This window comes from Pseudomonas sp. 910_23 (assembly GCF_052850795.1).
In genome coordinates, this window is the sequence record NZ_VXCZ01000015.1 from 112,593 (window position 1) to 138,774 (window position 26,182).

Genomic DNA, 26,182 nt, shown 5'->3' on the forward strand with positions numbered 1-26,182 from the left:
CGCCGTTTTGAGGGACTGGCGAATCAGCGCCGTCCTGCCCGCGTACTCACATCCACCCACACCGCCACTACCAAAATGCTGCCCTTGACGATCATCTGCCAGTAACTGTCCACGTCGAGCATCGACATGCCGTTATCCAGGCTGGTAATCACCAATGCTCCGAGCAACGCGCCATACACCGTGCCCGAGCCACCGCGCATCGAGGTGCCGCCAATAAAACATGCGGCGATGGCGTCGAGTTCGCCCATGTTGCCCGCCGACGGTGACCCGGCGGCGAGGCGGGCGGTGTTGACCAGACCGGCGAGGGCGCACATCACGCCCATGATGCCGAAGATCCACAGTTTCACCGCTTGCACATTGATGCCCGACAGGCGCGTGGCTTCCATATTGCTGCCCACCGCATAGACGCGGCGGCCGAACACGGTCTGGCGAGTGACGTAGCTGAAAACGCCGAGCAGCACCAGTAACAACAGCACCGGTACCGGAATGCCGTCGTAGCGGTTCAGCGTGGTGACAAACCCGGCGAGCACCGCACCGATCAGCACCACGCGCAATCCATCACGCACCGGCGAGTGCGCGGCCAAACCATGCAGCGCGCGGTTGCGCCGTTGTTTCCAGGTGAGGAATACCGTCAGGGCAAACAGCAACACCCCGAGCCCGATACCGACGGTGTGGGGCAAATACCCCTGGCCCACATACACCAGCGACGGCGACACCGGTGCAATGGTGGTGCCGCCGGTAATCCCCAGCAAAATCCCGCGAAACGCCAGCATCCCGCCCAGGCCGACGATAAACGAGGGGATGCGCAGATAGGCGGTCATGTAACCGTTGGCCAGGCCGATCATCAACCCGCACAGCGCCACCAGGCTGAGGTTGGCCAGCAGCGGTACGTGATAGACCACGTCCAGAATCGCCGCCAGCCCGCCCAACAGTCCGAGCAACGAACCCACCGACAAATCAATCTCGCCGCTGATAATCACCAGCACCATACCGCACGCCAATATGCCGGTGATCGACATCTGCCGCAGCAGGTTGGACAAGTTGCGCGGCGTGACGAAGCCGCCCTCGGTCTGCCAACTGAAAAACAGCCAGATGAACGCCACCGCGATCACCAGGGCGAGCATTTTGTAGCGGGTGAAAAGCTGTTTGACCTGATTCATCTACGCGGTCTTCCGATTATTAGGGTGTTGGCTGAGCGCAGCGGCGAGCACCTGTTCCTGGGTAAGCCCCTCGTTGATGAAGTCACCGCGCAGTTGGCCGTCGCCGATTACCAGCACGCGGTTGGACACGCCGAGCACTTCGGCCAGCTCCGAGGAAACCATGATGATCGACACACCTTCGGCCGCCAGCGCGCCCATCAGTTTGTAGATCTCATACTTGGCGCCCACATCTACCCCGCGTGTGGGTTCGTCGAGGATCAGCACCTTGGGCTTGGCCATCAGCATTTTCGCGAGCACGGCCTTTTGCTGATTGCCGCCGGACAGGCTGGTGATCGGCAGCAACGGGCTGGCGGTCTTGAGGTGCATACGTGCGATTTGCTGGTCGATGCTGCCCAGTTCGGCCTCAGCGTCGATGCGGCTCAGGTGCGCATAGGTGTCGAGCACAGCCAGGGTGATGTTATGGCCGACGCCCAGGTCGGGAATGATGCCTTGGCGCTTGCGGTCTTCGGGCACCATGCACAACCCGGCGCGGATCGATTTGAGCGGCGTGCGCGTATCGACGATTTGGCCGTCCAGCCACACCTGCGCGCTGTAGCGGCCGGGGTAGGCGCCGAACAGTGCCGACACCAGTTCGGTGCGCCCGGCGCCCACAAGCCCTGCAATGCCGAGGATTTCGCCGCGCTTGAGCACAAACGAAATATCGTCGACGCGCTTGCGCTTGGGGTTGTCGACGTCGTAGCAGGTGACGTTGCGCGCTTCAAAAATCACCTCGCCCACTGCATGGGGCTCGGTGGGGTAGAGGTTGCTCATTTCGCGGCCGACCATTTGGGTGATGATCTGTGCAATGTCCATGTCCGCCATGGCGGTGGTCGCGATGTGCTTGCCGTCGCGGATCACTGCGATGGTGTCGCACACCGCCGCCACTTCATCGAGCTTGTGCGAGATATACACGCAGGCCACGCCCTTGGCCTTGAGGCCCTGGATGATGTCCAGCAGCACTTCGATTTCCGAGCGGGTCAGGGCTGAGGACGGCTCGTCAAGGATCAACAGGCGCGCTTGCTTGTTGAGGGCCTTGGCGATTTCCACCAGTTGCTGGTAGCCGCCGCCGTACTGCGACACTGGCAGCGCCACGTTCATGTCCGGCACCTTGAGTTCGCGCATCAAGGCTTCGGCCCGTTGCAGCATCGCCGGGTAGTTCATGCGCCCGCCGGGCAGGGTCAGCTCGTGGCCCATGAAGATGTTTTCGGCTACCGACAGGTCGGGCACCAGGGTCAGTTCCTGGTGAATGATGACGATGCCGGCGGCCTCGGTTTCGCGAATGGACTGGGCCTTGAGCGGCTGCCCGTCCCAGAGGATTTCGCCCTCCCAGGTGCCGTAGGGGTAGACCGCCGACAGCACCTTCATCAAGGTGGATTTACCGGCACCGTTCTCACCGCACAGCCCGACGCATTCTCCCGGGCGTACCTTGATATCGATGCCATTGAGGGCGTTGACACCGCCAAAGCTTTTGACGATGCCGTTCATTTGCAGCAGGTAGTCGGCGGCCATGGCGGTCATTGCCCGCCGATCTGCTCTTTGGTGTAGAACCCATCCTTCTCCAGTACGTCGATATTGGCTTTGGTCAGCGGCGTTGGGGTGAGCAGGATGGTGTCGACTTTCTTGCTGCCGTTGTCGTACTGCGAGCTGTAGGTCGGCTTTTCGCTGCGCGCCAGTTGCACCGAGAGCTTGGCGGCTTCGGTGGCGATCAGCTTGAGCGGCTTGTAGACGGTCATGGTCTGGGTGCCGTCGATCACGCGCTTGATTGCCGCAAGGTCAGCGTCCTGGCCGGAGATCGGCACCTTGCCCGCCAGCTTCTGTGCGGCCAGGGCCTGGATCGCGCCGCCGGCGGTGGCGTCGTTGGAGGCAACGATGGCATCGATCTTGTTGTCATTACGGGTCAGGGCGTTTTCGACAATGCTCAAGGCTTCGGTAGGGTTCCACTCCTTGACCCACTGCTGGCCGACAATCTTGATGTCGCCCTTGTCGATAGCCGGTTGCAGCACCTTCATCTGGCCTTCGCGCAGCACCTTGGCGTTGTTGTCCGTCGGTGCGCCGCCGAGCAGGAAGTAATTGCCCTTGGGCGCCGCTTGCAGCACGCCGTTGGCCTGCATCTCACCGACTTTTTCGTTATCAAACGAGATGTACGCGTCGATGTCTGCGTTGAGGATCAGGCGGTCGTATGACACCACTTTGATCCCGGCCTTCTTGGCTTCGGCTACGGCGTTGGTCAGCACCGTGGCGTTGAACGGCACGATCACGATCACATCGACGCCACGGGAGATCAGGTTTTCGATTTGCGAGATTTGCTTTTGCTCGTTGGCATCAGCGGACTGCACGAAGACCTTGGCATCAAGTTTTTCCGCGGCGGCGACGAAGTAATCGCGGTCGCGAGACCACCGCTCCAGGCGCAAGTCATCGATGGAAAACCCGATTTTCGGATGGGCCGGATCGGCCATCACCGGCAAGGCGAGCAGGGCCAGGGCAGTGGCGAGCAGGGTGCGTGTGAATGACTTCATGGTGGTGCGTCCTTTTATTGTTGTTGGAAAGACACTAGGTGAAGACTCTCATTGTGGCGAGAAAGCTTGCTCCCTCGCCACAGGACACTCAGGTGTAGATAAACCGATTCACAACCCCCTCAAGCATCTCCTGTCGACCACTCACGGCCTGCGGATTCAGTTCGTGGGCAAACGCATGTTCAGCCAATGATTCCAGGCTGAACTCACCCGCCAGCACCGCCTGGCCCAATGGCTGCTGCCACCCGGCGTAACGCTGGTCCTTGAATTGCTGCAACGTGTCGTTCTGCACCATCGCCGCCGCACGTTCCAGGGCCAGCGCCAGCACATCCATGGCTGCCACATGCCCGTGGAACAGGTCCACCTCGTCCAGGCTTTGGCGGCGCACCTTGGAATCGAAATTGTAGCCACCGTTCTTGAAGCCTCCGGCCTTGAGGATTTCATAGGTGGCCAGGGTCATTTCTTCGACGCTGTTGGGGAACTGGTCGGTGTCCCAGCCGTTCTGCGGGTCGCCGCGGTTGGCGTCGATGCTGCCGAAGATCCCGAGGGACACGGCCGTGGCAATTTCATGATGAAAACTGTGCCCGGCCAGCGTCGCGTGGTTGGCCTCGATGTTCACCTTGATTTCGTTCTCCAGGCCGTACTCATGCAGGAAGCCGAACACCGTGGCACTGTCGTAGTCGTATTGGTGCTTGGTCGGCTCCTGGGGTTTGGGCTCGATCAACAGGTCACCCGTAAAGCCGATCTTGTGCTTGTGCTCCACCACCATGCGCATAAACCGGCCGAGCTGCTCTCGCTCACGCTTGAGGTCGGTGTTGAGCAGGGTTTCATAACCTTCACGGCCGCCCCATAGCACGTAGTTGGCACCCTTGAGACGCAGCGTGGCATTCATCGCACTGAACACCTGCGCGGCGGCGAAGGCGAACACTTCCGGGTCTGGATTACTCGCGGCCCCGGCGGCAAAGCGCGGGTTGCTGAAGCAATTGGCGGTGCCCCACAGCAGCTTGATGCCGGTCTGTTCCTGATGGCGCTCCAGGTGATCGACCATCTGTGCGAAATGGTTGTGGTACTCCTTGAGCGAACTGCCTTCCGGCGCTACGTCGGTGTCGTGAAAGCTGTAGTAGTCGATGCCCAATTTGGAGAAAAACTCAAAGGCCGCCTCCGCTTTGCCGATTGCCACCTCCATCGGATCGCCATTGCGCTGCCATGGGCGTTTGAACGTACCCATGCCAAACATATCCGCTCCCGGCCACACAAAGGTATGCCAGTAACAGGCGGCCATGCGCAGGTGTTCGCGCATGGGTTTGCCGAGGATCAGTTTGTTGGCGTCGTAATGGCGAAAGGCGAGGGGGGATGCGCTGGCAGGGCCTTCGAAGCGAACCTTCTCGACACCGGGGAAGTACGGCATGGCGGTTTCCTTATTGTTCTGGGCGGTGTCTGGATACTAGCAACGGCGCCCTGGCCGCTGATTATGAAAATCACCAAGGTGTAGTGCGATTTTGCACAGCGAGGTCTAGTCTGCACCTACCGGCCCCAAGGACAAAAACAATGAAAACCCTACCGCCCGTGCACCGCATCGCTTTGCTCTTCAACGGCAGCAAAATCTACGACCGCGGCATCATCACCGGTATCGGCAATTACCTGAGCAGCACCCGCGCGTCCTGGGACTTGTTCCTGGAAGAGGATTTTCTCTGCCGTCTGCGCGGTATCGAGCGTTGGCAGGGAGACGGCATCATTGCCGACTTCGATGACCCGTTGATCGGCGAGGCGCTGGCCGGGAGTCGGATACCGGTGGTGGCGGTGGGGGGATCTTACGAGGATGTCAGCGCGTACCCCAAGGGCATTCCCTATGTCGCGACCGATAACCACGCCTTGATGAAGCTGGCCTACGAACACTTGATCGAGGCCGGGCTGACGCGCTTTGCCTGTTTCAGCCTGCCCGAAGCCCAGGCCAATCGTTGGGCGCAGGAGCGTGAGAAAGCCTTTCGCGGCTTGGTGCAACGCGATGGCTTGCCGGTGGAGATCTATCGCGGCCTGGGCACCAGTGCGCCGTTGTGGGACAGCGCGGTGGAGCAGCAGATTGCCTGGCTGCACAGCCTGCCCAAGCCCATCGGTATTATCGCGGTCACCGATGCCCGCGCCCGGCAGTTGTTGCAAGCTTGCCTGACGGCGGGCATTGCGGTGCCGGAGGAGGTGGCGTTGATCGGGATCGACAACGACCCGCTGACCCGCACCCTGACGCGGGTGCCGCTGAGTTCGGTGATCCAGGGCACCGAGACTATGGGCCGTACTGCTGCGGCCTTATTGCATCAGATGCTGCACGGCAAGCCCTGCACCGGCACGCAGGTGCTGGTACCGCCGGACGCGATCAACGTGCAAGCCTCCAGCCTGCATCAGCCCCTGGGCAACCCTTATGTGATGCAGGCATTGCTGTTTATCCGCCAGTACGCGTGCCAGGGGATCAAGACCGACCAGGTCGCCGCCTATGTCGGGGTCTCACGCTCGTCATTGGAAGCGCACTTTCGCAAGGTGCGCGGGTGCAGCGTGCATGACGAAATCCTGCGCTTCAAACTCGCGGCCGCCGCCAAGGGCCTGGAGAACCAGGACCTGGCCATCGCCGACATCGCCGCCCGCTGCGGCTTCACCTCTGCGCAGTACTTGCATACGGTGTTTCGCCGCGAGTTTGGCTGTACGCCACGTCAGTATCAGCAGGGCAGGCCAGTTGCAGCGCCTGTTGCATGTTTGCCAGCTTGATCTGGGTTTCTTCGTACTCATTGGCCGGCAGCGAGCCCTCGACAATCCCACAGCCGGCAAACGCATGGCAGTGCCTGGGGGTGATCAGCGCCGAGCGCAGGGCCACGAGAAAATCGCCATTGCCCTCGGCGTCCAGCCAGCCCACTGGCGCGGCATACCAGCCGCGATCAAAGCCTTCGTGTTCACGGATAAAATCCAGCGCAGGCGCGCGCGGTAAACCGCCGACCGCGGGGGTAGGGTGCAAGGCTTGGATACCGTCCAGCAGGCGCTTGCCGGCGTTGAGCCTCGCGGTGATGGGCGTGCTCAAATGCTGCACGGTGGCAAGTTTCAGCAAGTTGGGGTGCGGCGCGGCGTGCAGGTCGCTGACCTTGTCACCCAAGGCTTGGGTAATGGTCTGCACCACCAGTCGATGCTCGTGCTGCTCTTTCGGGTCGGCCAATAAACGTTTCCCCAGCGCCTGATCTTCATTGGGCTTTAACCCACGACGGGTGCTGCCTGCCAGGGCGTGGGTGGTGAGACGGCCCGCCTCGCAACTGAGCAACCGCTCGGGTGTGGCGCCCATGAAGCAGTGTTCGCCCCGGTGAATCGCGAACAAGTGCGAGGCGTTACGCCGAGCGTGCAGGCGGCCCATCACCGCGCCAGTGTCGAGCGCGGCGTCCAGGTGGTGGTCGATATGCCGCGCCAGCACCACCTTGCTCAAGTCACCCCGGGCGATGGCGTGCAAGGCGGTGTCGACCTTGGCCTGCCATTGATCCCGCGGCAGTGCGACGCGTTCCACTACATGGGGGGCGGGGGCAACGTGGGTGGCTGGGTTGAGCAGTTGTTCAAGGGCGGCCAGGCTTGCTTGCACCAAGGTCGCAGGATCGCTGCCGGGCTCGACCACACGCTGGCAGCGCAGCCAGCGCCCGTGGCTGTCCTCGCTGAGCAACCAGTGGGCAAGGTGGAAGCTGGCATCGGCAAACGGCGCCCAATGGGATGCGCAGGGCTGCTGCTCATCAAAGCGCATACCGCCCAGCAGCAAGGGCGGATGCGGGCCGTCCACCAGCGCATCGGCGCACAGTGCGAACCATTGGCGATCCACTTCGGCCATGCGCTGGGACCCCGAGGCTTCGATCTGCCAGGTGCAGCCGAGGCCGAACAAACTCAAGTCCGGCGAGTGCGCACACCAGAAGAAACCCTGGCGATGGGCCTCGTACAGTGCCAGGGGCGCCAGCGTCGGCGCGGGGTAGGCGCTGACGGCAATAACGGGGCGCTGGTACGCCACCGCCCGTTGGTGCGCGGCCTGGAAGGTCTTGAGCAAATCGGCCGCGTTCATACGCACTGGCTCTTTTTCTGTAGCCAGAAGGCCGTCTGCTCGGCGATGTACCAGTGGATGATCTGGTTGAACAGGCCCTCGACAAACTCGCCATCCAGCCCGACCTCCTGCGCCCACTGCCGGCGCTGGGGCAACATCGCCGCAACGCGATCGGGTGCGGCAATGCTGGCCTGGTCGGGTTTGAATGCGGAGGCGGCCTTGACGTATTGCATGCGCAGGCCGAGGGCGTCGATGATCTGCTTGTCGAGGCTGTCGATGGCATGGCGAATGTCGTGAAGGCCAGTGCAGTGTTCCGGGGTTTTCATCGGGCGTCTCCCTGAAGGTAGGCGGTGCGCTGCAACAGGTGGTCGATCACCGGTCGCGGCTGATGCTTGAGGTAAAAGTGGTCGCCGTCGAACAGGCGGATGTCCGGGGTATGGCGGCTCAGGTCGGCCCAGGCGCGAGCCTGCTCCAGGCTGACTTCGGCGTCATCGCGAGCCAGCAGCACGTCCAGCGGTGCCGTTAACGGCTGCAGGTTCGCGGGGCGCCAGGTTTCGATGGCCTGGTAGTCGCTGCGCAACGCCGGCAGAAACAGCGTGCGTAACTGCGGGTTGGCCCACAGGTCGGCGGCCTGGGTGTCCTGGCGCAGGATGTCGGCAATCAATGCACTGTCGTCCTGGCGATGCAGGTCACTGGCCGGTTGCCGGTGCGGCGGTGCGTGGGCCGAAACAAACACGTGGTCAGGGCCGACACCGCCGGCCTCCAGCAGCGTGCCCGCGGCATAGGCAAGCGCCGCGCCCATGCTGTGGCCGAACAGCCACAGGGGCCGCGCAGGCAAGGCCAGCAACGCTTGGCTGATGTGCTCGGCGAGGGTCGCCAGGCACGGGATATGCGCCTCGTTGAAGCGCTCTTCGCGCCCGGGGTACTGCACCGCCAACAGGTCAATGTCGCCCGGCAAATGCGCGAGCCACGGCCGAAAAAAGCTCGCGCTGCCACCGGCGTGGGGCAGGCACACCAGGCGTGCGCGGGGCTGTTGCCCCTCACGCAATACACGTATCCACGGGCTCATAAGGCCAGCACCTGTTCCGCCAGGGCCTTGCGGTTGACCTTGCCCAGGCGCGTCAGCGGAAACTCGCGCAGCACTTGCAAGCGGTCTGGCAACTTGTAGGCCGCCAGCCCACGCTCGCGCAGCCAGGCGTTGATCGACGCCAGGTCCAATGGCGCGCCGTGGGCCAGTACGCAGGCGCAACTGCGCTCACCCAGCAACTCGTCGGCCAGCGCCACCAACGCCACATCGCGGATCAGCGGATGGCCGAGCAGCAGGTTCTCGATCTCTTCCACCGGAATCTTTTCGCCGCCCCGGTTGATCACATCCTTGCTGCGCCCCTCGACGATCAAATGCCCTTCGGGCAGGCGCCGTACCAGGTCGCCGCTGCGATAAAAGCCATCGGCGGTAAAGGCGCGCTGGTTGTGCTCGCGAGCGTTGTAGTAACCGCGAATGGTGTAGGGCCCGCGCACCAGCAATTCACCGACGGCGCCGGGAGCCACCGGCACATCGTCGGCATCGACAATACGGATCTCATCCGCAGCGGTCAGCGGCAGGCCCTGGGTGTCGAAGACCAGCGCCTGCGGGTCATCCAGCCTGGTAAAACACAGCAATCCTTCGGCCATGCCGTACACCTGTTGCAGGCCACAGCCCAGGGTGGGGCGGATGCGTGCGGCGATCTCGGCCTTGAGGCGCGCGCCACCGACTTGCAGCCATTGCAGGCTGCTGAGGTCGTTGTCGGACCATTGCGCCACTTCCAGCCACAGCAACACCAGTGGCGGAATCAACGCCGTGTGGGTGATGCGTTCGCACTCGATCAGTTCGAAGGCGGTGTCGGGGCTTGGTTCCGGCGCGAGTACCAGGGTGGCGCCGACGCTGAACACCCCGAGTGCCCCCGGCGAGGCCAGCGGGAAGTTATGTGCCACCGGCAGCGCCGCCAGGTAACGGGTGTGGCGGTCGAAACCGCAGGCTTGCGCCGCCAGCCGGGCATTGCACGCATAGTCGTCATGGGTGCGCGGGATCAGCTTGGGCAGGCCAGTGGTGCCGCCGGACAGCAATAGCACCGCTACATCGCGAGCGTCCGGCGCCGGGAACGGGCGAGGCGTGGCGACGCAGTCGGCCAGGGCCACGAACTCCTCGGCCACGCCTACCACCCACACCTGTTGCAGGCTCGACACCTGGCTACGCAACGTACGCGCCAGGGGCCGATAATCGAAGCCCAGGTGCTGGTCGATAATCACATAGGCCACCGCTTGGCTAAGGTGCGCCAAGTGGGCCAATTCATGTTCGCGGTGGGCCGGCAACGCAAACACCGGGATCGCTCCCAGGCGCAACAGAGCGAAGGTCAGGCTGAAAAACTCGGCGATATTGGGCAGTTGCACCAGCACTCGCTGGCCGGCGACCAGCCCGCGCGCGGCGAGGCCGGCGGCCAGGCGGTCGGCGTGTTGGTCCAGCTCGGCGTAGCTCCAGCGTCGGTTGCCGTCCACCAGCGCCTCTTGCTGCGGCGTACGCTGGGCTTGCTCACGCAGCAGTTGGCCCAGTGGCACGCCTTGCCAGTAGCCTTGCTCGCGGTAGCGGCGGATAAAATCTTCGGGCCAGTCTGTGAATCCATCAAGCATGGCTATCTCCATGTGCAGTCGGGCAGCTCAGCAATTGCGCACCGTGTAACGTCAATGGTTGCGCCAGGCCGGCGACTTGCACCGCCTGTACGCCGGTAAATTCGGCGGGTTGCAGGTGCAACATCGGGTCATCGCCCGCGAGCAGGTTGAGGGCGTTGTGATCGGCGGGGCTTACGCCCAGGTGAATGGCCGCCAGCCCCGTGGCGCCGTTGGGATGGATCAGTCGCTGCGGGTGCTGGGAGGGTGAATAGGGCGTGACCAGAAACGGCAGGCGCTCATGCCGTGGGTAAACAAACCGAAAGCGCGTCTGGCTGCCGTCCGCACAGGTGCGTTGCCACTTCACCACACGGCCCATGGCCACGCCGCCGGCCGCCAGGTTTGTCAGACGGGGGGCCAGGGCCAGGTCATCGCAGAGCAGCGCCAGGTCGCAAAACCCCTCACCCTGGGCAGCCCAGCGCAACATGCGCCGCCCGGCGCCACGCCCGGCCAGGCAGTCGATGGGCCACTTGAACAACCAGGCATGACGCGGGGTGGTGAGCAGCTCGATGATCGGCCCGCGGCTGAACCAGATATGCGCATGTTGCGCGCGCGCCTCGGCGGTGGCGTAGATGACCTCGAAACCGGCGGCGCGAAAGTTCGCCACCGCCTGGTGCAGGTCGCGAACCCACAGCAGCACATGGCTGCAGGACGAACGGGATTGGGCAGTGTTCAAAAGGGCAGGGCTCCCACGAGTTGCGCGCTGGGGTCAGCGCCAGGCGGCTGTACGGCGTCGGCGCAGCGATGCAGTTCGGTCATCGGCAGCGCGCGGGGAATCGGCGGTTCAATCAGTTCCGGCATGCCGATCAGGCTGTTCATTTCACGCCAGGCCATCGACACCTCGGTGGCCCACATGCCGCTGCGCAGGCGCTGCGCCGGTTCGGCGATGTCGGCGCACAGCGCATCCAGGGCGAGGCTGACCGCATCGGGCCAGAGCTGGTTGAACACCTGGTGATAGCTGGCGGGTATGTGCGGGTCGAGCACCACCATGCTCGGCCCGGCCAATCGTTCACTGCCTTTGCCTGCCATGATCAGGCGGTCGGTGTCGTCCCGTGGTGCGTGCAGGCGTGGGTTCCACAGCACCGGGCCGTGGGTGTCGCACAGGCTCAGCACGCCGCCTTCACAGCCGACTTCAAGGCGATGCAGCAGGAACGAGTGGTTGTCCGGGTCCTGGGGATGCACCTGGTTTTGCACGCGCAGGCTGATCGGCACGCCATTGAAGCTGGCGTTCAACCGCGTGAAGGGTTGCGCACCGACACTGGCGGCCGGCGCCGCAAATACCCAGGGCCGCAAACCACCGGCCAGGCGCCCGAGAATATCCAGCAACGGGTAGGCCACCTGGCTGTTACAGGCCGCGTCGATATAGGCCAGCCCTTGTTGCTCACGCAGGTACGCGGCTACCGCCAGAAAACGCCGGATCGCAAGGATATTCGGGTACAGCGTATTGACCGCATAGGCCGCCTGGCCCTGACGCGCCGCCTGCATGCACGCGGCGATTTCGCGGTGATGCACCGGGTGTTCCTGCAATACGTGAATGCCACGGCGCAAGAACTGCTGGGCCAGTTCGCTGCCCACGCCACCGGTGGCGCCGGAACGCACCACCACGCAGGCAATGTCGACGCTATCGGGCACCTGCTCGACGGCCTCGTACAGCGCCACCCCGTAGTGATCGGCGCAGGCCTTCGAATAGGCATTGCCACGCGACAGGATACCGACCAATTCATAGCGCTCATGGGTACGAGCCAAGGCTTGAAGATAGATGCGGCCGAACGCGGTGCCGGCGACGATCACGCGTGGACGAGCGCGGCTCATGACCAGGTCACCGGCAGGCAGTGGGCACCGCGAAAGAACGTCGCAGTTTTCCACTGCACCTGCCCGCAGCGTTGCAGGTTGGGCAGGCGTTCTACCAAGGCTTGCAACGCCTCTTGCAGCTCCACCCGCGCCAGCGCCGAGCCGATGCAGTGATGCAGGCCGTGGCCGAAGCCGAAATGGCCGCCGGCATCGCGTTGCAGGTTGAGGGTGTGCGGGTCGGCAAAGCGCGCCGGGTCATGGTTGGCCGCACCGATGGACGCGAAAACGGCTTCGCCCTGGCGAACCAGGGTTTCACCCACCTGGATATCTTCGAGGGCGTAATGCACAAACATCGCCGCCGACGCCAGCGGGATATAGCGCAGCAGTTCTTCCACCGCCTGCGGAATCTGCTCGGGATGGGCCTTGAGTTGTTGCCACTGTTCGGGGTTGTCCAGCAACACCAGAATGAAATTGGGGATCTGCGAAGCACTGCCTTCGTAGCCGGCGACGAGGATGGCGATGCACAACAGCAGCAGTTGGTCTTCGCTCAGGCGCTCGCCTTGGTCATCGGCCTGGGCCAGGGCGGTCATGAAATCGTCCTGAGGCTGACGGCGCCGCTCGGCGACCAGGCCCTTGATGTACTCGGCCAGTTCACCCAAGTGCTGTTGGGTCAACGCGGCGTCTTCGGCGCGGGTCGACAGCAATGAGTCGTTCCATACCTTAAAGCGTTCACGGTCTTGCAGCGGTACGCCCAGCAGCTCGCAAATCAACGCCAGGGGCAACGGTAAGGCATAGTCGCTAACCAAGTCGGCGGGCGGGCCGGCGGCGAGCATACGGTCGATCAACTCATGGGCGTAGGCCCGGGCATGGGGGCGCAGTGCTTCGACGCGCCGCCGGGTAAACGCCTGGGCGGCGCGGGAGCGGATCCGCGTGAGTTGCGGCGGGTCCATCATCACGATGCCGCCGGCAATTCGCGGGAATGCTCGCGGGGCATCGTCGCGGCGAAATGCTTCGCTGCGGCTGAAGCGCCGGTCGCCCAGCACCAGGCGCACATCGTCATAGCGGGTGGCGAGCCAGGCGGGCGCGCCGATGGGCATCTGGATACGCAGCAGGCCTGGTGCTTGCTGGGCATGGCGGTAAGGCTCGGCGAGCTCCAGGTCGGTGAAGGCATTGAAAGGGTAGGCCAGCGGGGTCATGGCAAGTCCTCGGCGGTAGGCAGGTCGGGCAAACGGTCGAGCAGTTCCAGGTGCAGGTCTGGGTGTTCCAGGTGCGCGGCCAGCGCGGCTCGGCTCAAGCGTTGGCAGGGCACTTGGGCGACGAACACACGATGGCCGAGCGACGCCAGCGGGTGGTCGGCGGCGGGCAGGCTGCGATTGCCCTGGAACCCGGCGCGGGCCAGGGCGGTTTGCCATTGGTTGAGGTCGAGGAAGGTACTGCTGCTCAGCGCGCGCTCATCGCTGGCCTGGTTGAGCATGAAAGCCTGGGAGGCCATCACCCAGAACTCCTCCTGGGTCGGCTCGCTGAACACCAGCCAGCCGCCGGGTTTGAGCAAGGCGAGCAGGGTGGCCAGGGAGCGCTCGGTGTCGCGGGCGGCATTCAGCACGCCCCCGGCGACGATCAGGTCCCAACTCTGGGTGCGATAGCCTTGGGCAGGGGCGGGGCAGTCGATATCAAACACCCCGTGGCGCACCCACGGCCAAGCGTGCAGACGCTCGGCGGCCTGCTCGCTGAAGTAGCGCGACACGTCGGTGCAAAGATAGTCCACCGTGACCTTGGCCAGGGCCGGCACCACGGCTTGGGTGGTGGAGCCGGTGCCGGCACCGACTTCCAGCACCCGCAAGGGCTCGGTGCCGCTCTTGCGCGCAGCCCAGGCGCCAATCCAGTGAGCCACGGCGCGATGCTGGTACTGCGCCGCCAGGCTTTCGCGGTACAACGCCGCCGCACGTTCGGTGCGGCCTTCGGGAAACAGCAGGTGCACCGCTGCGCACTCACCGCGCATCAACGCCGGCAACTGGCGAGCGTTGTCGCGCGCGTAATCGAGGGTGGCGCTGCCGCCGGTGTTGCGCGCCCAGTCCAGGCTCAACTGTGCCCAGATGCCCTCCAGGCTGGCGTCGCTCCAGGTGCTGGCGTCGAGGTTGGGATGCAGGTGGTCGCCTTGGCGGCGCAGCAAATCCTCGGCTTGGAGCACGTCGAGCCAGCGTGCGATGAGCGGGCGGTGGCCGGGGGCGATGCCGGCATTGGCGAGGCTGTGCGCCACATCGTTGAGCGGTGCGGGCAGCAGGCCGCACTGCTCCAGGCCATTGAGCATCGACAGCAAAGCGGCGTGGCTCAAGCGCTGGTTCAACTGTACGGCGTCGGTCAGTTGCGTGACGCTGAACTGCTGATCGACGGCGGCTGCGGTCGCGTCCAACTGATCGTCCACTGTCGCCGGTTCGCACGGCTGGGGCACCGCGAACAGCGTCGTGCCGTGCAGCGCCACCGCATTCACCTGGGGATGTTCCAGTGCCCGCTGGCACCAGCGCTGGTGCTCACGCTTGACGCTGACCAGGTCGCGCCCGTCATCGGTAAAACCCTCTACGTGGCAATCGAGCTGCGCCGCTGCCCGTTCCGCCAACTGCCAGTCGCCCGGTCGGAGGCTGATGAACAACAGTTGTTGCAGATGGCTCAGATCACTCAGGGCCAGGGCGGGAAAGTCCAGCAGACGCTCCAGTTGTTCGGCGCTCATCATTACCACCGCCGGACGCTGGCGTTCGAGCACTGCCAGCAAACGGGCCGGGGCCTGTTGATGCAGGCCCAGGTCGGTAAAGACCGGCAAGCGCCAGGGGTGCTTGCCGGCGGGCAGTTCGATCAGCAAGGTGTCGATATTCATGCTCAAACTCCTCTGGCCTGGAACAAGCGCTGCCCCGCAGCAGCGAGCGGTTCGCCCGCGTCAGGCCACACCTCCAGCAACTCAAAACCTGCAACCTGCAAGGCCTGGCGCCACGCGTCGACGGCCATGAAGGCTTCATCGCCAGCACGCAGCGGCGCATCGGCCGGCGGCGACAGCAACAGGTGCATGAAGGTCAGCATCGCCGGGTTGTCGGCGATGGATTCACTGAACAGCAAGACGCCGCCGTCGCGCAGACTGGTGCGGATCTGGCCGAGGCAGTCGGGCAGGTCGCGGGCGTTGTGCAGCGCGTTGCCGGCAATCACCACGTCTTGGCTGCGGGGCGCTATGCCCTGGTCGCTGAAGCGGCGATTGAGATCGAGCAGGCCGAACTGCATCCCCGGCTCAAGACGAAACTGACGCTGGGCCGCACTGGTGAACAGCGGGCTGATGTCGGTAAAGCAATAATCCTTCTCGCGTTCTTGCAGCGCCGTCAGCACCGTAGCGGTGGTGCAACCGGCGCCGCCGCCCAGCTCCAGCACCTGCAGCGGCCCGGCAGCGGCGCTGACTTGCCGCGCCCGGGTGCCCAAAGCGTGATTGACCGCCGCAGTGAAGTGGTTGTGCTGGTAGGCGCCCATCACCTTCACCGGGTCCCCGCCAAGCATCAGCAAGTGGGTGAGGGTGAATTGATCGCGCAGCAGGTCGGGCAGGCATTCGATCACTTGGGTATGCAGGCGCGCCATGCTGTCTGGAAAGCCCAATGCGGCATACAGGCGCGGCAGTTCACCCACTTGCGGGTCATCGGGGGGCACTTGCCAACCCAGGCGTTTACCTTCCTCGTGCAGCAGGCCGGCACGGGTCAACGCGGCCAGCCAGCGGCGTACCACCCAGGCATGACGGGCCGCCGTGCCCAGGGCCTGGTTGATGTGCTCGGCAGTGCGCCACGCCTGCAACGGCAACGCCTGGCTGTGCAGTAACACCTGGGCCATCACGCCCAGGCTCAAGTGTTCCAGCTCGTTCAGGGCGGTGTTCATAGGCAACCTTCTTGGGCGACATGCAGTTGATCGAGCGGGCCGTGCAACAGGTTCAAGCTAAGAATCGCCGAGGTGCACAGCAGGCGCTCCAGGCTGGCGGCGGGCGGCAGGGCCTGGGCCGCTTCATGGCAGCCGGCGCTGATCTCACCCTCCACCACGCTGATCACCGTGATCGCGGCCATGGCTGCGGTGAGCGCCGCATTGCCTGCGCCACTGAGCACCAGGCTGCGGGTCCGGACCTCGCTATCGTGCAGGCCCTCCAGTTGCAGCAGCAGGGTGACGAAGGGCGCCTGGCCGCTGAGATCCAGGCGGCTGGCTTCGCACAACCGCTGCACCGCTTCTGCCCTTGGCAAACCGTGAGCCTGGTCAAACGCCTTGAGCACGTAGCCGTCGGTGATCACGTTGAACCACTGGCCGATGTCCAGGTTCAGGTCCATGGCCAGACGTTCACCCTCAAGGTTCAGGTAGGGCAACAGGTGAACCGAGCCGGGAAAGCACGGCACCGATACCTCGCGCCGGCGCCGTAGTGCGCGGCTGCGACGCCCGTGTTGCCAGGCCGCCAACGGCTCGCTGCTGCCGTCCACCGCACCGTGCAAAAAGTCGTCGGCAGCCACGGCGGTGAAGTGATCGCGCAAGCCGAAATAGCTGGTCAGGCTGCGCACCTGGGTGAATTCCTGCTCGGCCAGCCAGCGCGGCAGCAGGCCGGTGAGCCCCGGTTGCAGGCCTGCGCCCAATATCGCGCAGCGGCCACGCCATTGGGCTGGGTCGAGGTGCATATGACCGGCGGCGTCGACGTAATGCGCGTCGGCCTGCAACGCTGCCAGCGCGGCACGGTCCTGCACGCGCCACGAGGGGCCCGCGCAGTTGAGCAGCACATCGCAACCGCGGGCGAAGGTGGCCAAAGCCTCGGCATCGTTGAAGTCCACTGCGGCCCATTGCAAACGGGCTTGGGGCCATTGCTGCTGGAGAACCTGCACGCAGTGCGCGCCCTTGGCGGCATCGCGCCCGCCCAGGCGCAGATCGTTCACTCCCAGCGTCAACAACGCCTGGGCGCTGGCCAGCCCCACGTCGCCACTGGCGCCCAACACCCCGATCAGCATGGCTGCGCCTCGGCTTTCAAGCGCCAGCCGCCGGCGCGCTGGCGGTCATGCCAGAACCCTGCGTAACGACCGTTTTGGGCAAGTAATTGTGCGTGCGTCCCCGATTCCACCAATCGGCCTTCATCCAGCACCAGTATCTGGTCGGCGGCCATGATGGTGGGCAGGCGGTGGGCGATCACCAGCACTGTGGCGTTTTGCATCAGGGCGTGAATCGCCGTCTGCACGAAGGCTTCGTTGTGCGGGTCCAGGGCTGCCGTGGCTTCATCCAGCAGTACGATGGGCGCCCGCTTGAGCAGGGCCCGGGCCAGGGATACCCGTTGGCGTTCGCCGCCGGACAGCGCCGCGCCACCTTCGCCTACCGGGGTGTTCCAGCCCTGGGGCAGGCGCGCGACGATTTCATCCACACCGGCCAATCGCGCCGCTTCGGCCACTTGCTCGGCGCTGGCGTCCGGGTTGCCGACGCGAATGTTGGCCTCCAGGCTGTCGTCGAACAGGTAGACGTCCTGCATCACCAGGGACAACTGCGCCATCAGCGCTGCGTTGGACAGCTCGCGTACGTCTACACCGCCAACCCTGACGCTGCCCTCGCTGGCATCGAAAAAGCGCATCAACAAGCGGGTGACAGTGGTTTTGCCCGAGCCCGAGGCGCCGACAATCGCGGTCATCGAATGCGCCGGTGCGCTGAAGGTCAGGTTATGCAGCACCTTTGGCCCGCTGGGGTACCCGAAGCTGACCTTGTCGAAGGCCAGGGTGCCGGGTGCCGTCAGCGGTTGGCTCACCGCGGGTTCCGGCAGCGGCGGCTCGCGCAGGATGCCCACCAGTTGCTCCAGGTCGTTAGCGGCCATGCGTAACAGACCACTGCGCGCCGCCGCTTCGGCCAGCGGCCCGACAAAACGTGCCGCCAGCGCGAGCAAGGCGACCAACTGGATGGCGTCGATTTCGCCATGGGCGGCCAGGGCGATGCCCACGCCCACCAGCAACGCAAACGCCAGTTGTACGGTCAGGCCACCGGCCAGCAACTTCGGAAAGGTCTGGGACAGCATCGAGCCGCCCGCGTGTTTCTGCGCCAGGTTGGCGGCCTGCAACGGCGCGTAGCCGTCCTGGGTGCGACCAAAGGCGCGCAGCACTGGCTGGTAGCGGGCGAACTCGACCACGCGGTTACCGGCCAGAGTCGCGGCGGCTTCCACGCGCGCATCATTGCTGCCGATGGCGGCGGCCGACCAGTGATGGGTGAAGTAGATCAGCGGCGCGCACAATGCGGCGGTCAGGCCCAGCCGCCAGTCGAACACGAACAGGGTCAGCGCCACGGTAGCCGGCACAACCACGCCAGACACCACCGGCCCCAGGTAATGGGCAAACAAGCCGGTGACCATCAGTGTGCCGCTGGTGGCACTGCGCGACAGACGCCCGACCTTCTCGGAGTTGAACCAGCCCAGCGGCAGGCTGACCAGGTGCTGGCCAAGGCGGTCATGCAAGGTGGTCAACACCAGCAGCGCCAGGGCAAAGCCCTTCATGGCCTGCTGGTAATGGGCGATGCAGGTCAGCACCACCATCGCCGCCAGGCCAGCCAGCCAGAGGGACGCGCTGTGCAGGTCAGCGGCAAACAGCGCGTGCAGGATCGGCACCAGCAACGCCACGGCCAGCCCTTGCAACACGGCACTGGTCACCAGCCAGGCGAGGTAGCGGTACAGGCGTGCGGCGTGGGCCGGGCCCAATAAAGTCACGAGGCTGCGGATCACAAGGACATCTCCAGGTCGGGGGCGGTGGTTTCGGTGCCGGCGCGCCACAGGCGGGCATAGGTGCCGTTCGCCGCCAGCAATTGCTCGTGAGTACCGTTTTCCAGCACGCGGCCCTGGTCGAGCACCACGATCTGGTCGACGCCGCAGATACTCGCCAGACGGTGGGCAATCACCAGTACCGTGCGGCCGCGGGCCAGGGCAGAGAGGGCATCCTGGATCAGCGCTTCGGATTCGGGGTCGGCGTGGGAGGTGGCTTCATCGAGGATCAGCACCGGCGTATCGGCCAGCAGCGTGCGAGCGATGGACAAGCGCTGGGCTTCACCGCCGGAAAAAATCGCGTCTTCGCCGATCACCGACTGATAGCCGCGGGGCAGGGCGCGGATGCGTTGATGAATCTGCGCGGAGCGTGCCGCGGCCTCGACGTCGGCATCGCTGGCCTCGGGGCGGCCCAGGCGCAGATTGTCGGCGACGGTGCCGTGCACCAGTTGCGCGTCCTGCAACACAAAGCCCACGTGTTGATACAGCTGGCGCGGGTCAATCTCGCGCACATCCACACCACCCACGCAGACCCGCCCGGCGTTGACGTCGTGAAAGCGCGGCACCAACTTGGCCAGGGTCGATTTGCCCGCGCCGGAGGCACCCACCAGCGCAGTGACGCTGCCGGCCGGGCAGTGCAGGTCGACGCCATTGAGGATCAGGTGCTCGGGGTCATAGCCGAACTGCACCTGTTCAAAGCGAATATCACTGCCCTGAGGCATCCTGCACACCTTGGGCGTGGGCAGTTCCTCAACCTCAAGCAGCGCCTCGATGCGGTCGGCGGCCGCGAGGGCAGTGCGCTGGGCAGTGAGGCTCTGGTTGATCACCAGCAACGACTGCGGAATCACCACGGCTACCAGGGTTTCGGCGAACAACTCCAGCGCTGTAATCCAGCCCTGGGCCAGCAACAGGCTGCCCACCCCCAGGCTCACCAACAGAATTACCGGCACGCTCAGGGCCATCGATGAAAACGCTTCCAGGCGCAGCAGCGGCCGCACCCAGCCAGCGTATTGCGTGCTGAACTGGTCGACCGCCTGCTGATAGCTGCGATGGGCCTGGCCCACCTGGCCGAACGCCTTGACCACGGCAATGCCGTGGACAAACTCGACAATTGCCGCGCTGACCCGGGTCATGCTCTTGTCGAGCAACTGCATCTTGGCGCCGAAGCCGCGCATCATCAGGCTGTAGGCCACCGCGTAGATCGGCAGGGTCAGCACCGCCAGCAGCGCCAGGCGCCAGTTCAATGTGGCCAACCAGATCAGCCCTGCCAGCGGGGTGACTATCGCCGCCGTCACTTCCACTGCGTGATGGGCAACCAGGTGGTGCAGGTCTTCCAGGTCGTCCTGCACCACTTTGCGCACCGCGCCGGAGGTGGTGTCGGTGTACCAGCCCAGCGGCACGCGCCCCAGCTTGCGCACCATGGCTTCGCGCAAGCTCGATTGCAGGCGGTGGTCGGCCAGGTGGGTCAGCCACAGCGCGACGCCGCTGGCCATCCAGCCAAGGCTCAGGGCGACCACTACCAGCGCCGCCCACAGCCACAACGTGTGGCTGTGGGCATTGCCGGCCAGCAGCAAGCGGCCCAGTTCGGTCAGGCCGATAAAGGGCACCAGGTTGACCAGCGCACCGACGGCGGCGAATACCACACCGAGGCGGATCAGGCGGTTGACCGGGCGTTTGAGGGTATCGAGTGCGGTGCTCATGAGTTTTTCCGAAGGGCCTCAAGCAGGTGCGCGGTGACGGTGTGCACGTGGGGTGGCTCGATCACGCTGAAGTGGTTGCCCGGCACGTCGATCAGGTTGAATTGCCCCAGGCACGCGTCCTCCCAGAACGGCGCCGCCAGGTGGCCGACGCCGCCGGTGATCCCGAACGATTGCTGCTCCAGACAGCGCAGGTAGGTCATGTTGCCGAGTAACGGCGGCGGATCGAACCGTGCCGCCCGCATACTGTGGCGGCATACGCGGAACAGCGTGGGCACCAGCTCCGGGCCGATGGGCACCCCGGCCTGGCCGGAGGCCAGGCGCGCATACTCGGCCAGGCGCTCTTCCTGGCTGCGCGCCGACTGTTGCTGCACCGCCAATGCCAGCGCGTCCAGGCCCGGGTCGCCGCCCAAGGCAGCCATGGCCCCGGCGGGTACGCGGCGGTTGTCGCGGGCCATCAGCAGGTCGATGGCGCGGTACACGTCGTAGTCTTCGATATGCGCGCCGAACACGGTTTTCACCGGGTCCAGGTTGAGGTTGGGCACGAAGATCGCCTCATAGGCCAGCTCTTCGTCGGTGTCGATAAACATCGGGATACTGTCGATCAGGCTCAGGTCCACCACCTCCATGCCACGTTCCAGCAGGCGCCGGGCGACTTCGGTGGCGAGCAGGCCGCCCAGGCAGTAGCCGATCAACTGGAAGCGCTGATGGCCGTCGGCGATCAAGCGTTCGGTGTAGTCCTGGGCCACGCTTTCGATCAGGCGCTTGGGTTCCAGGGCCAGGTACTGCGCGGTGTCGGCCACCGCAAACCCGATCACCGGGCCGGCCTGCTGAGCGGCGAGTGAGCGGCCCAGGTGCTGGAAATAATCCAGGGTGCCGAGGGCCGCGTGGAACATCACCCGCACCGGGCCGACGTCGCCGCCGCCAAAGGGCACCACCAACGCGTTGCTGTTGGATGAACGCTGGGATTGGCCGGGCTTGACCGCAGACGGTGCGCGTTCTCCATGGTTGAGCAGGCGCGCCAGTGCGCTGACAGTCGGCTCGTTGAGCATCTGCCGCAACAGGGTGTCGTAGCTCAAGCGTTGCGCCTGGGGCAGTTGTTCGCGCAACTGGCCAGCGACGCGGGCGAGGATCAGCGAGTCGGCGCCTTTTTCGTAGAAGCTGTCGTCGGCACCGATCTGCGCCAGGCCCAGGGCCTCGGCCCACACTTGGCAAAGCTGCGCGGTGAGTGGGTCACTGGGTAACTGCTCGCTGCTGGCGGCTTGGGTATCCACGGCGGGGCGCCAACTGGCCAGAGTCTTGCGGTCGACCTTGCCGTTGGCGGTCAAGGGCAGGCGGTCGAGTACTTGCACATGCGCCGGCAGCATGTAGTCCGGCAGGCGTTGCGCGAGAGCGCGGCGCAGGCTGTCGACGCTCAGGCGCTGGAACCCGGCCTTGAAGCGTGCGGCGAACACTTGCATACCCAGGGCCGCCAGCGGGTGGTCGGCGTGGGGCAGGGCCGGCAGGCTTTCGCCGCCGAATGCCTGGATACGCTCACGCCAGGTGTCGGTGCTGCACAAGCCGCTGCGGCCTTGGTCGTGATCGCTGCCTGACGGAGTCATCATGAAGCCCTGGGTCAGTAGAATCTGCGGCCATTCGCCGGTTGGCTCGCTGATCACCAGCCAGCCACCCGGGCTGAGCAGTTCGGTGATCTGGCCGAGGGCGTTGTCGATGTCCTTGACGCTGTTGAGCATGCCCGCGCACAGCACGATATCCACGCTGTTGCTGGCCAGGCCCTGGGGGCGGATGGGCTGATCGATGTCCAGCACGCCATAACGCACCCAGGCGTGGTCGGCAAAGCGTTGCCTGGCCGGCGGCAGGAAAAACGCGGTCATGTCGGTGAACAGGTAATCCACTTCGAGCCCATCGAGCAGGCTGATCACCGGTGCACTGGTGGCTCCGGTGCCCGCGCCGATTTCGAGGATGCGCAGCGGGCCGTCGCCGTCGTGGTGGGTAGCAAGGCGGTTGATCAGCGCAGCGATGCTGTGGTTGTTGTAGCGCGACACGGCATCCCCGCCATACAGCTGCAATGCCAGGTCTTGCTCGCCTTGAGGGAACAACAGGTCGAACGGATTGACCTCCGCGCGCAGCAGTTTCTGCAGTTGCCCGACGTGATTGAGCTGGTAGTCGAGCAGCGTCTGGCTGCACAGCCCGGACGCGACCGCCTGTTCCACCCGGCCCCATGCCAGCGCCGGGTTTGGCGCGCTGTCGAGCAGGCGATAGCGGGACTGTTCACCGTGCAACAGGCCCGCGTCACACAAGGCCGCGAGCCAGCGCCGCACCAGCCAGTGATGGCGGGGCTGCGCTTGCAGGGCCTGCAGGATGGTGGGTGCATCCGGCTCGGCCCACGCGCCGCTGAATAGATCGGCCTTGAGCATCACGTCCAGCATCGAACTCAAGGCTGCACCACTGAGGTCCGCCTGATAGTCGCGTACCTGTTGGGGGTCAAAGCTGCCGACCTGGCTGTCGGCGTAGCGCTGCACCGCCGTCAGCAACGGCGCGCCGGGTAGCGGTTCGGGTTCGGCCCGCGCAGGCGTGACGAAGGCCAGCAGTTCGTCGCTGAACAGGCTGACCGCGCTGTCCACGCCCGGGGTGGAGAGCAGTGCGGCGTCGATTTCGCCCAGTTCCACCCGATGTCCACGGATCTTGACCTGGCCGTCGTTACGGCCGAGGAACTCCAGTTCACCCCCCGGCAGATAGCGGCCACGGTCACCGGTGCGGTACAGGCGCTGACCGTCGAGCGGGTGTGCAAAGAAGCGTGCCTCAGTCAACGCCGGGTCGCCCAGGTAACCCTGGGCCAGGCCGACGCCGGTGATGTACAGGTCACCCGGCACCCAGGTCGGCGCGTCGCGCCATTGGTTGTCCAGCACGCGAAAGCCCTGGTTGGCCAGCGGCAAGCCGTAGGGAATGCTGCGCCATGCGGGGTCAATTGCGCCGATGGGATGCAGGTTGGACCAGATCGAAGCCTCGGTGGCGCCGCCCAGAGCCACCAGGGCCAGGCCCGGCAACAGCGCGTGCAGTTGCGGCGCCAGGTTCAGCGCGATCCAGTCACCCGACAACAACGCCAGGCGCAGACTGTCCAGGGGACGCGGCTCGGCTTGCAGGTAGTGGGCCAGCATCTGCAATTGCGCCGGTACCGAGTTCCACAGCGTCACCTGATGGCGCTGCACCAGCTCGGCCCAGTGCGACGGGTCGGCGCCGCGTGCCGGGTCGGGCAGCACCAGGGTGCCGCCCACCGCGAGGGGGCCGAACAGGTCATACACCGACAAATCGAAACTCAGTTGCGCCAGGCCCAGCACGCGGTCGGCGGCGTTGACCGCAAAGCGCCGGTTGATGTCCTGCACGGTATTGAGCGCAGCGCGATGGCTGATCATCACGCCCTTGGGTTCACCGGTGGAGCCTGAGGTGTAGATCACATAAGCGAGATCGTCGGGGCTGCCGTGCGGTGCCGGGAAGTCCGAAGTGGTCGGCGCCAGTTGATCCACGGCATGCCAGTGCAAGCCCTCCGGCAATGGCGTGTGGGGCAGGGCCTGGGACTGGCCGAGCACGTGGCGCACCTTGGCGCTGTGCAGCACGCGGTCGCGGCGAGCGGCCGGGGCATGGCTGTCCAGAGGCAGGTAGGCGGCGCCGGCCAGCAGTACGCCGTAGGCCGCCACCACTTGGTCACGGCCCTTCGGCATCAGGATCGCCACCGGTTCCTGGGCGCGGCAACCGGCGGCGCTGAGGGCAGCAGCGACTGCCAAGGCACGCTCCATCAGGGCGGCGTAGGTCAGGCTGCCGTGGGCATCGATCACTGCCAGGGCCTGCGGCTGTTCCCAGGCCATGCTCAGCAGGCTGTCATGCAGGCGGCCGGTGGGCAGCGACGCGGCGGTGGCATTGGCGGCCAGGCGCTCACGTTGTTGCCAGGCCGGCAACGGCACTTGCATGGGGTGGTCCCAGGCGGCCGGGTCGAGGGCCAGTAACTGTAACTCGGCGACGAATGCCTGCTGCATGTCTTCGATCAGGCCGTCGGGGAACACGCCTTGGCGCACATCCCAGTGGATGTGCAAACCCTGCGCGTCGTCCATCACCTGGCAGTCGAGGGTCACCTGCGGAGTTTGGGTGATGCCGTGGCCGACCTGTCGCTGGCTGGCGGGAGGTGGTTCGATCGCCAGGCCGATAGCACTGGTGAACACCACCGGCATGGACGCCGCTTCACGCCCGCGCCGGCGACCGATTTCGCGCATCACCTGGATGCCGGAAAACAGCCGGTGCTCCAGGTCGGCAAACAGTTGATTGCCCAGTTGGCGTGCCTGGCTGGTGAAATCCTGGCCCTGGGGATCATTGACCTGCAACAGGCTGACCGAGGTGAAATCCCCCACCAGTTGACCCACTTGCGGATGCAGCGGCAAGCGGTTGAGCAGTGTCAGATTGAGGCTGAAGGTGGGTTGCTGGCTCCAGCGTTGCAAGGTGCCCACGTAGGCGCTGAGCACCACGATGGACGGGGTAAGGCCGAGGGCGCCGGCGGCGCTTTTCAAGGCTGCCCATGACTGTGCGTCGAGTTGCGCGCAGTGGCGCTGGAAGCGCGGCACGCTGGTGTTTTCGCCGCTCAGGGGCGCCGGCAGTTGCGGGGCGGGGGGCAGTTCATCGATACGCGCCATCCAGTAGTCACGGTCGCGTTGGTGGCGGCTGCCTTCGAGCAGGCTCCGTTCGGCCAGCAGGTAGTCGCGAAAGGTGATGTCCAGGTTGGGCAAGCTGGCCTGGGGGTCGTGCAGTAGCTGTTCCAGTTCATTGAACAGCAGTTGCGCGCTGGCCCAGTCGGCGATCAATGAGTCCATGGAGAAGTGCAGGGTGTCGCCGCTGTCACTGCGGCTCAGGCGCAATTCGAACAGCGGCCAGATATCGGTAGGGTAGAGCTTCTGCTCCATGGCCTCACGTATCTGCTGCACGGCGTGCTGGTGTTGTTCACGAGTGGCGCCGCGCAGGTCGGCGACGTCCACCGGGTAATGGGCGACTTCGGCCAGCACGCGCTGGGAGCCTTCGCTGGCGATCACCGCGCGCAGCATGTCGTGCCGGGCAATCAGGCGGTTCCAGGCGTGTTCGACCTGCTGCGGGTCGAGGCTCGGCCAGCTCAGTTCGAGGTAACCGTGGCAGGCCACGTTGCCGTAGCCGAATGATGACTGGCGGCCGAGCAGGTAGGCGTTCTGCACATCGGTGAGCGGGAACGGCGCGTGGCGCTGTGCCGGGTCGGCCATTACCTGGGGCCGCTCCTGGGTTTGCAGCAGGTGCAGGATCTGCTGCTTGTGCTCGCGCAGTTGCGCCAGGCGCTCGGCGTCGAGCAGGCCCTGGGGCGCGCGGAATTTGAGTTGACCATCCTGGGGCCAGAGTTCGACGCCCAGGGACTTGAGTTCGCTTAACAGTTTGGCGGCGGGCATGGGGGC

The 26,182-nt window shown here is 65.1% G+C and carries 18 protein-coding genes; 1 reads left to right on the forward strand and 17 read right to left on the reverse strand.

Annotated elements, in window-relative coordinates; translation table 11 throughout:
• Window positions 1-23 precede the first annotated feature (23 nt).
• The 4 genes from FW800_RS18590 to xylA form a co-directional block, all read right to left on the reverse strand.
• Window positions 24-1,160, reverse strand: coding sequence for a sugar ABC transporter permease (locus FW800_RS18590; protein ID WP_032876554.1), 1,137 nt, complete (start codon window positions 1,158-1,160; stop codon window positions 24-26).
• The gene (gene xylG, locus FW800_RS18595; RefSeq protein ID WP_248131584.1) at window positions 1,161-2,717 is read right to left on the reverse strand and encodes a D-xylose ABC transporter ATP-binding protein; all 1,557 of its coding nucleotides are present in this window, start codon (window positions 2,715-2,717) and stop codon (window positions 1,161-1,163) included.
• On the reverse strand, window positions 2,714-3,715 hold the full coding sequence (xylF, locus tag FW800_RS18600) for a D-xylose ABC transporter substrate-binding protein (protein WP_223018777.1): 1,002 nt from the start codon (window positions 3,713-3,715) through the stop codon (window positions 2,714-2,716). The genes xylG and xylF overlap by 4 nt, the downstream gene beginning before the upstream one ends.
• 88 nt (window positions 3,716-3,803) lie before the next feature.
• Window positions 3,804-5,120 carry a xylose isomerase gene (xylA, locus tag FW800_RS18605; RefSeq protein WP_446438197.1) on the reverse strand — a complete coding sequence of 439 codons (1,317 nt, stop codon included), beginning with the start codon at window positions 5,118-5,120 and terminating at the stop codon, window positions 3,804-3,806.
• A gap of 140 nt (window positions 5,121-5,260) precedes the next feature.
• On the opposite strand from xylA, the gene FW800_RS18610 reads away from it, so the two are divergent.
• Window positions 5,261-6,466 carry a XylR family transcriptional regulator gene (locus FW800_RS18610; RefSeq protein WP_103735306.1) on the forward strand — a complete coding sequence of 402 codons (1,206 nt, stop codon included), beginning with the start codon at window positions 5,261-5,263 and terminating at the stop codon, window positions 6,464-6,466.
• On the opposite strand, the gene FW800_RS18615 is transcribed toward FW800_RS18610, so the two are convergent.
• From FW800_RS18615 to FW800_RS18675, 13 genes are read right to left on the reverse strand one after another with little or no spacing between them, the layout of a single operon-like run.
• On the reverse strand, window positions 6,354-7,781 hold the full coding sequence (locus FW800_RS18615) for an isochorismate synthase (RefSeq protein ID WP_446438198.1): 1,428 nt from the start codon (window positions 7,779-7,781) through the stop codon (window positions 6,354-6,356). The genes FW800_RS18610 and FW800_RS18615 overlap by 113 nt on opposite strands.
• Window positions 7,778-8,086 carry an isochorismate lyase gene (locus FW800_RS18620; RefSeq protein WP_005787433.1) on the reverse strand — a complete coding sequence of 103 codons (309 nt, stop codon included), beginning with the start codon at window positions 8,084-8,086 and terminating at the stop codon, window positions 7,778-7,780. The genes FW800_RS18615 and FW800_RS18620 overlap by 4 nt, the downstream gene beginning before the upstream one ends.
• The gene (locus FW800_RS18625; RefSeq protein ID WP_446438199.1) at window positions 8,083-8,829 is read right to left on the reverse strand and encodes a thioesterase II family protein; all 747 of its coding nucleotides are present in this window, start codon (window positions 8,827-8,829) and stop codon (window positions 8,083-8,085) included. Before FW800_RS18625 ends, FW800_RS18620 begins: the two co-directional genes overlap by 4 nt.
• Entirely contained in the window at window positions 8,826-10,424 is a 1,599-nt protein-coding gene (locus FW800_RS18630; RefSeq protein ID WP_446438200.1) for a (2,3-dihydroxybenzoyl)adenylate synthase, read from the reverse strand. The genes FW800_RS18625 and FW800_RS18630 overlap by 4 nt, the downstream gene beginning before the upstream one ends.
• On the reverse strand, window positions 10,417-11,136 hold the full coding sequence (locus tag FW800_RS18635) for a VOC family protein (protein WP_446438201.1): 720 nt from the start codon (window positions 11,134-11,136) through the stop codon (window positions 10,417-10,419). Before FW800_RS18635 ends, FW800_RS18630 begins: the two co-directional genes overlap by 8 nt.
• The gene (locus tag FW800_RS18640) at window positions 11,133-12,272 is read right to left on the reverse strand and encodes a Gfo/Idh/MocA family oxidoreductase (RefSeq protein ID WP_446438202.1); all 1,140 of its coding nucleotides are present in this window, start codon (window positions 12,270-12,272) and stop codon (window positions 11,133-11,135) included. The genes FW800_RS18635 and FW800_RS18640 overlap by 4 nt, the downstream gene beginning before the upstream one ends.
• A complete protein-coding gene (locus tag FW800_RS18645; RefSeq protein WP_248128916.1) occupies window positions 12,269-13,447 on the reverse strand; it encodes a cytochrome P450 in 1,179 nt (392 codons plus the stop codon). Before FW800_RS18645 ends, FW800_RS18640 begins: the two co-directional genes overlap by 4 nt.
• A complete protein-coding gene (locus FW800_RS18650) occupies window positions 13,444-15,120 on the reverse strand; it encodes a class I SAM-dependent methyltransferase (RefSeq protein WP_446438203.1) in 1,677 nt (558 codons plus the stop codon). Before FW800_RS18650 ends, FW800_RS18645 begins: the two co-directional genes overlap by 4 nt.
• Window positions 15,121-15,122: 2 nt before the next feature.
• Complete coding sequence (locus FW800_RS18655) at window positions 15,123-16,151, reverse strand: class I SAM-dependent methyltransferase (RefSeq protein WP_446438204.1); 1,029 nt, start codon at window positions 16,149-16,151, stop codon at window positions 15,123-15,125.
• Window positions 16,148-17,251, reverse strand: a complete 1,104-nt coding sequence (locus FW800_RS18660; RefSeq protein WP_446438205.1) for a saccharopine dehydrogenase NADP-binding domain-containing protein — start codon at window positions 17,249-17,251, stop codon at window positions 16,148-16,150. The genes FW800_RS18655 and FW800_RS18660 overlap by 4 nt, the downstream gene beginning before the upstream one ends.
• On the reverse strand, window positions 17,245-18,990 hold the full coding sequence (locus tag FW800_RS18665) for an ABC transporter ATP-binding protein (protein ID WP_248136642.1): 1,746 nt from the start codon (window positions 18,988-18,990) through the stop codon (window positions 17,245-17,247). The genes FW800_RS18660 and FW800_RS18665 overlap by 7 nt, the downstream gene beginning before the upstream one ends.
• A complete protein-coding gene (locus tag FW800_RS18670; protein WP_216091180.1) occupies window positions 18,987-20,726 on the reverse strand; it encodes an ABC transporter ATP-binding protein in 1,740 nt (579 codons plus the stop codon). Before FW800_RS18670 ends, FW800_RS18665 begins: the two co-directional genes overlap by 4 nt.
• On the reverse strand, window positions 20,723-26,176 hold the full coding sequence (locus FW800_RS18675; RefSeq protein ID WP_446438206.1) for an amino acid adenylation domain-containing protein: 5,454 nt from the start codon (window positions 26,174-26,176) through the stop codon (window positions 20,723-20,725). The genes FW800_RS18670 and FW800_RS18675 overlap by 4 nt, the downstream gene beginning before the upstream one ends.
• Window positions 26,177-26,182 lie beyond the last annotated feature (6 nt).

Coding starts and splice junctions, on each gene's coding strand:
- FW800_RS18660 (WP_446438205.1), bottom strand. CDS start 17,251: ATGCTGATCGGGGTGTTGGGCGCCAGTGGCGACGTGGGGCTGGCCAGC.
- FW800_RS18625 (WP_446438199.1), bottom strand. CDS start 8,829: ATGAGCCCGTGGATACGTGTATTGCGTGAGGGGCAACAGCCCCGCGCA.
- FW800_RS18590 (WP_032876554.1), bottom strand. CDS start 1,160: ATGAATCAGGTCAAACAGCTTTTCACCCGCTACAAAATGCTCGCCCTG.
- FW800_RS18675 (WP_446438206.1), bottom strand. CDS start 26,176: ATGCCCGCCGCCAAACTGTTAAGCGAACTCAAGTCCCTGGGCGTCGAA.
- FW800_RS18645 (WP_248128916.1), bottom strand. CDS start 13,447: ATGACCCCGCTGGCCTACCCTTTCAATGCCTTCACCGACCTGGAGCTC.
- FW800_RS18640 (WP_446438202.1), bottom strand. CDS start 12,272: ATGAGCCGCGCTCGTCCACGCGTGATCGTCGCCGGCACCGCGTTCGGC.
- FW800_RS18670 (WP_216091180.1), bottom strand. CDS start 20,726: ATGAGCACCGCACTCGATACCCTCAAACGCCCGGTCAACCGCCTGATC.
- FW800_RS18630 (WP_446438200.1), bottom strand. CDS start 10,424: ATGCTTGATGGATTCACAGACTGGCCCGAAGATTTTATCCGCCGCTAC.
- xylA (WP_446438197.1), bottom strand. CDS start 5,120: ATGCCGTACTTCCCCGGTGTCGAGAAGGTTCGCTTCGAAGGCCCTGCC.
- FW800_RS18610 (WP_103735306.1), top strand. CDS start 5,261: ATGAAAACCCTACCGCCCGTGCACCGCATCGCTTTGCTCTTCAACGGC.
- FW800_RS18615 (WP_446438198.1), bottom strand. CDS start 7,781: ATGAACGCGGCCGATTTGCTCAAGACCTTCCAGGCCGCGCACCAACGG.
- FW800_RS18620 (WP_005787433.1), bottom strand. CDS start 8,086: ATGAAAACCCCGGAACACTGCACTGGCCTTCACGACATTCGCCATGCC.
- xylF (WP_223018777.1), bottom strand. CDS start 3,715: ATGAAGTCATTCACACGCACCCTGCTCGCCACTGCCCTGGCCCTGCTC.
- FW800_RS18650 (WP_446438203.1), bottom strand. CDS start 15,120: ATGAATATCGACACCTTGCTGATCGAACTGCCCGCCGGCAAGCACCCC.
- FW800_RS18655 (WP_446438204.1), bottom strand. CDS start 16,151: ATGAACACCGCCCTGAACGAGCTGGAACACTTGAGCCTGGGCGTGATG.
- xylG (WP_248131584.1), bottom strand. CDS start 2,717: ATGACCGCCATGGCCGCCGACTACCTGCTGCAAATGAACGGCATCGTC.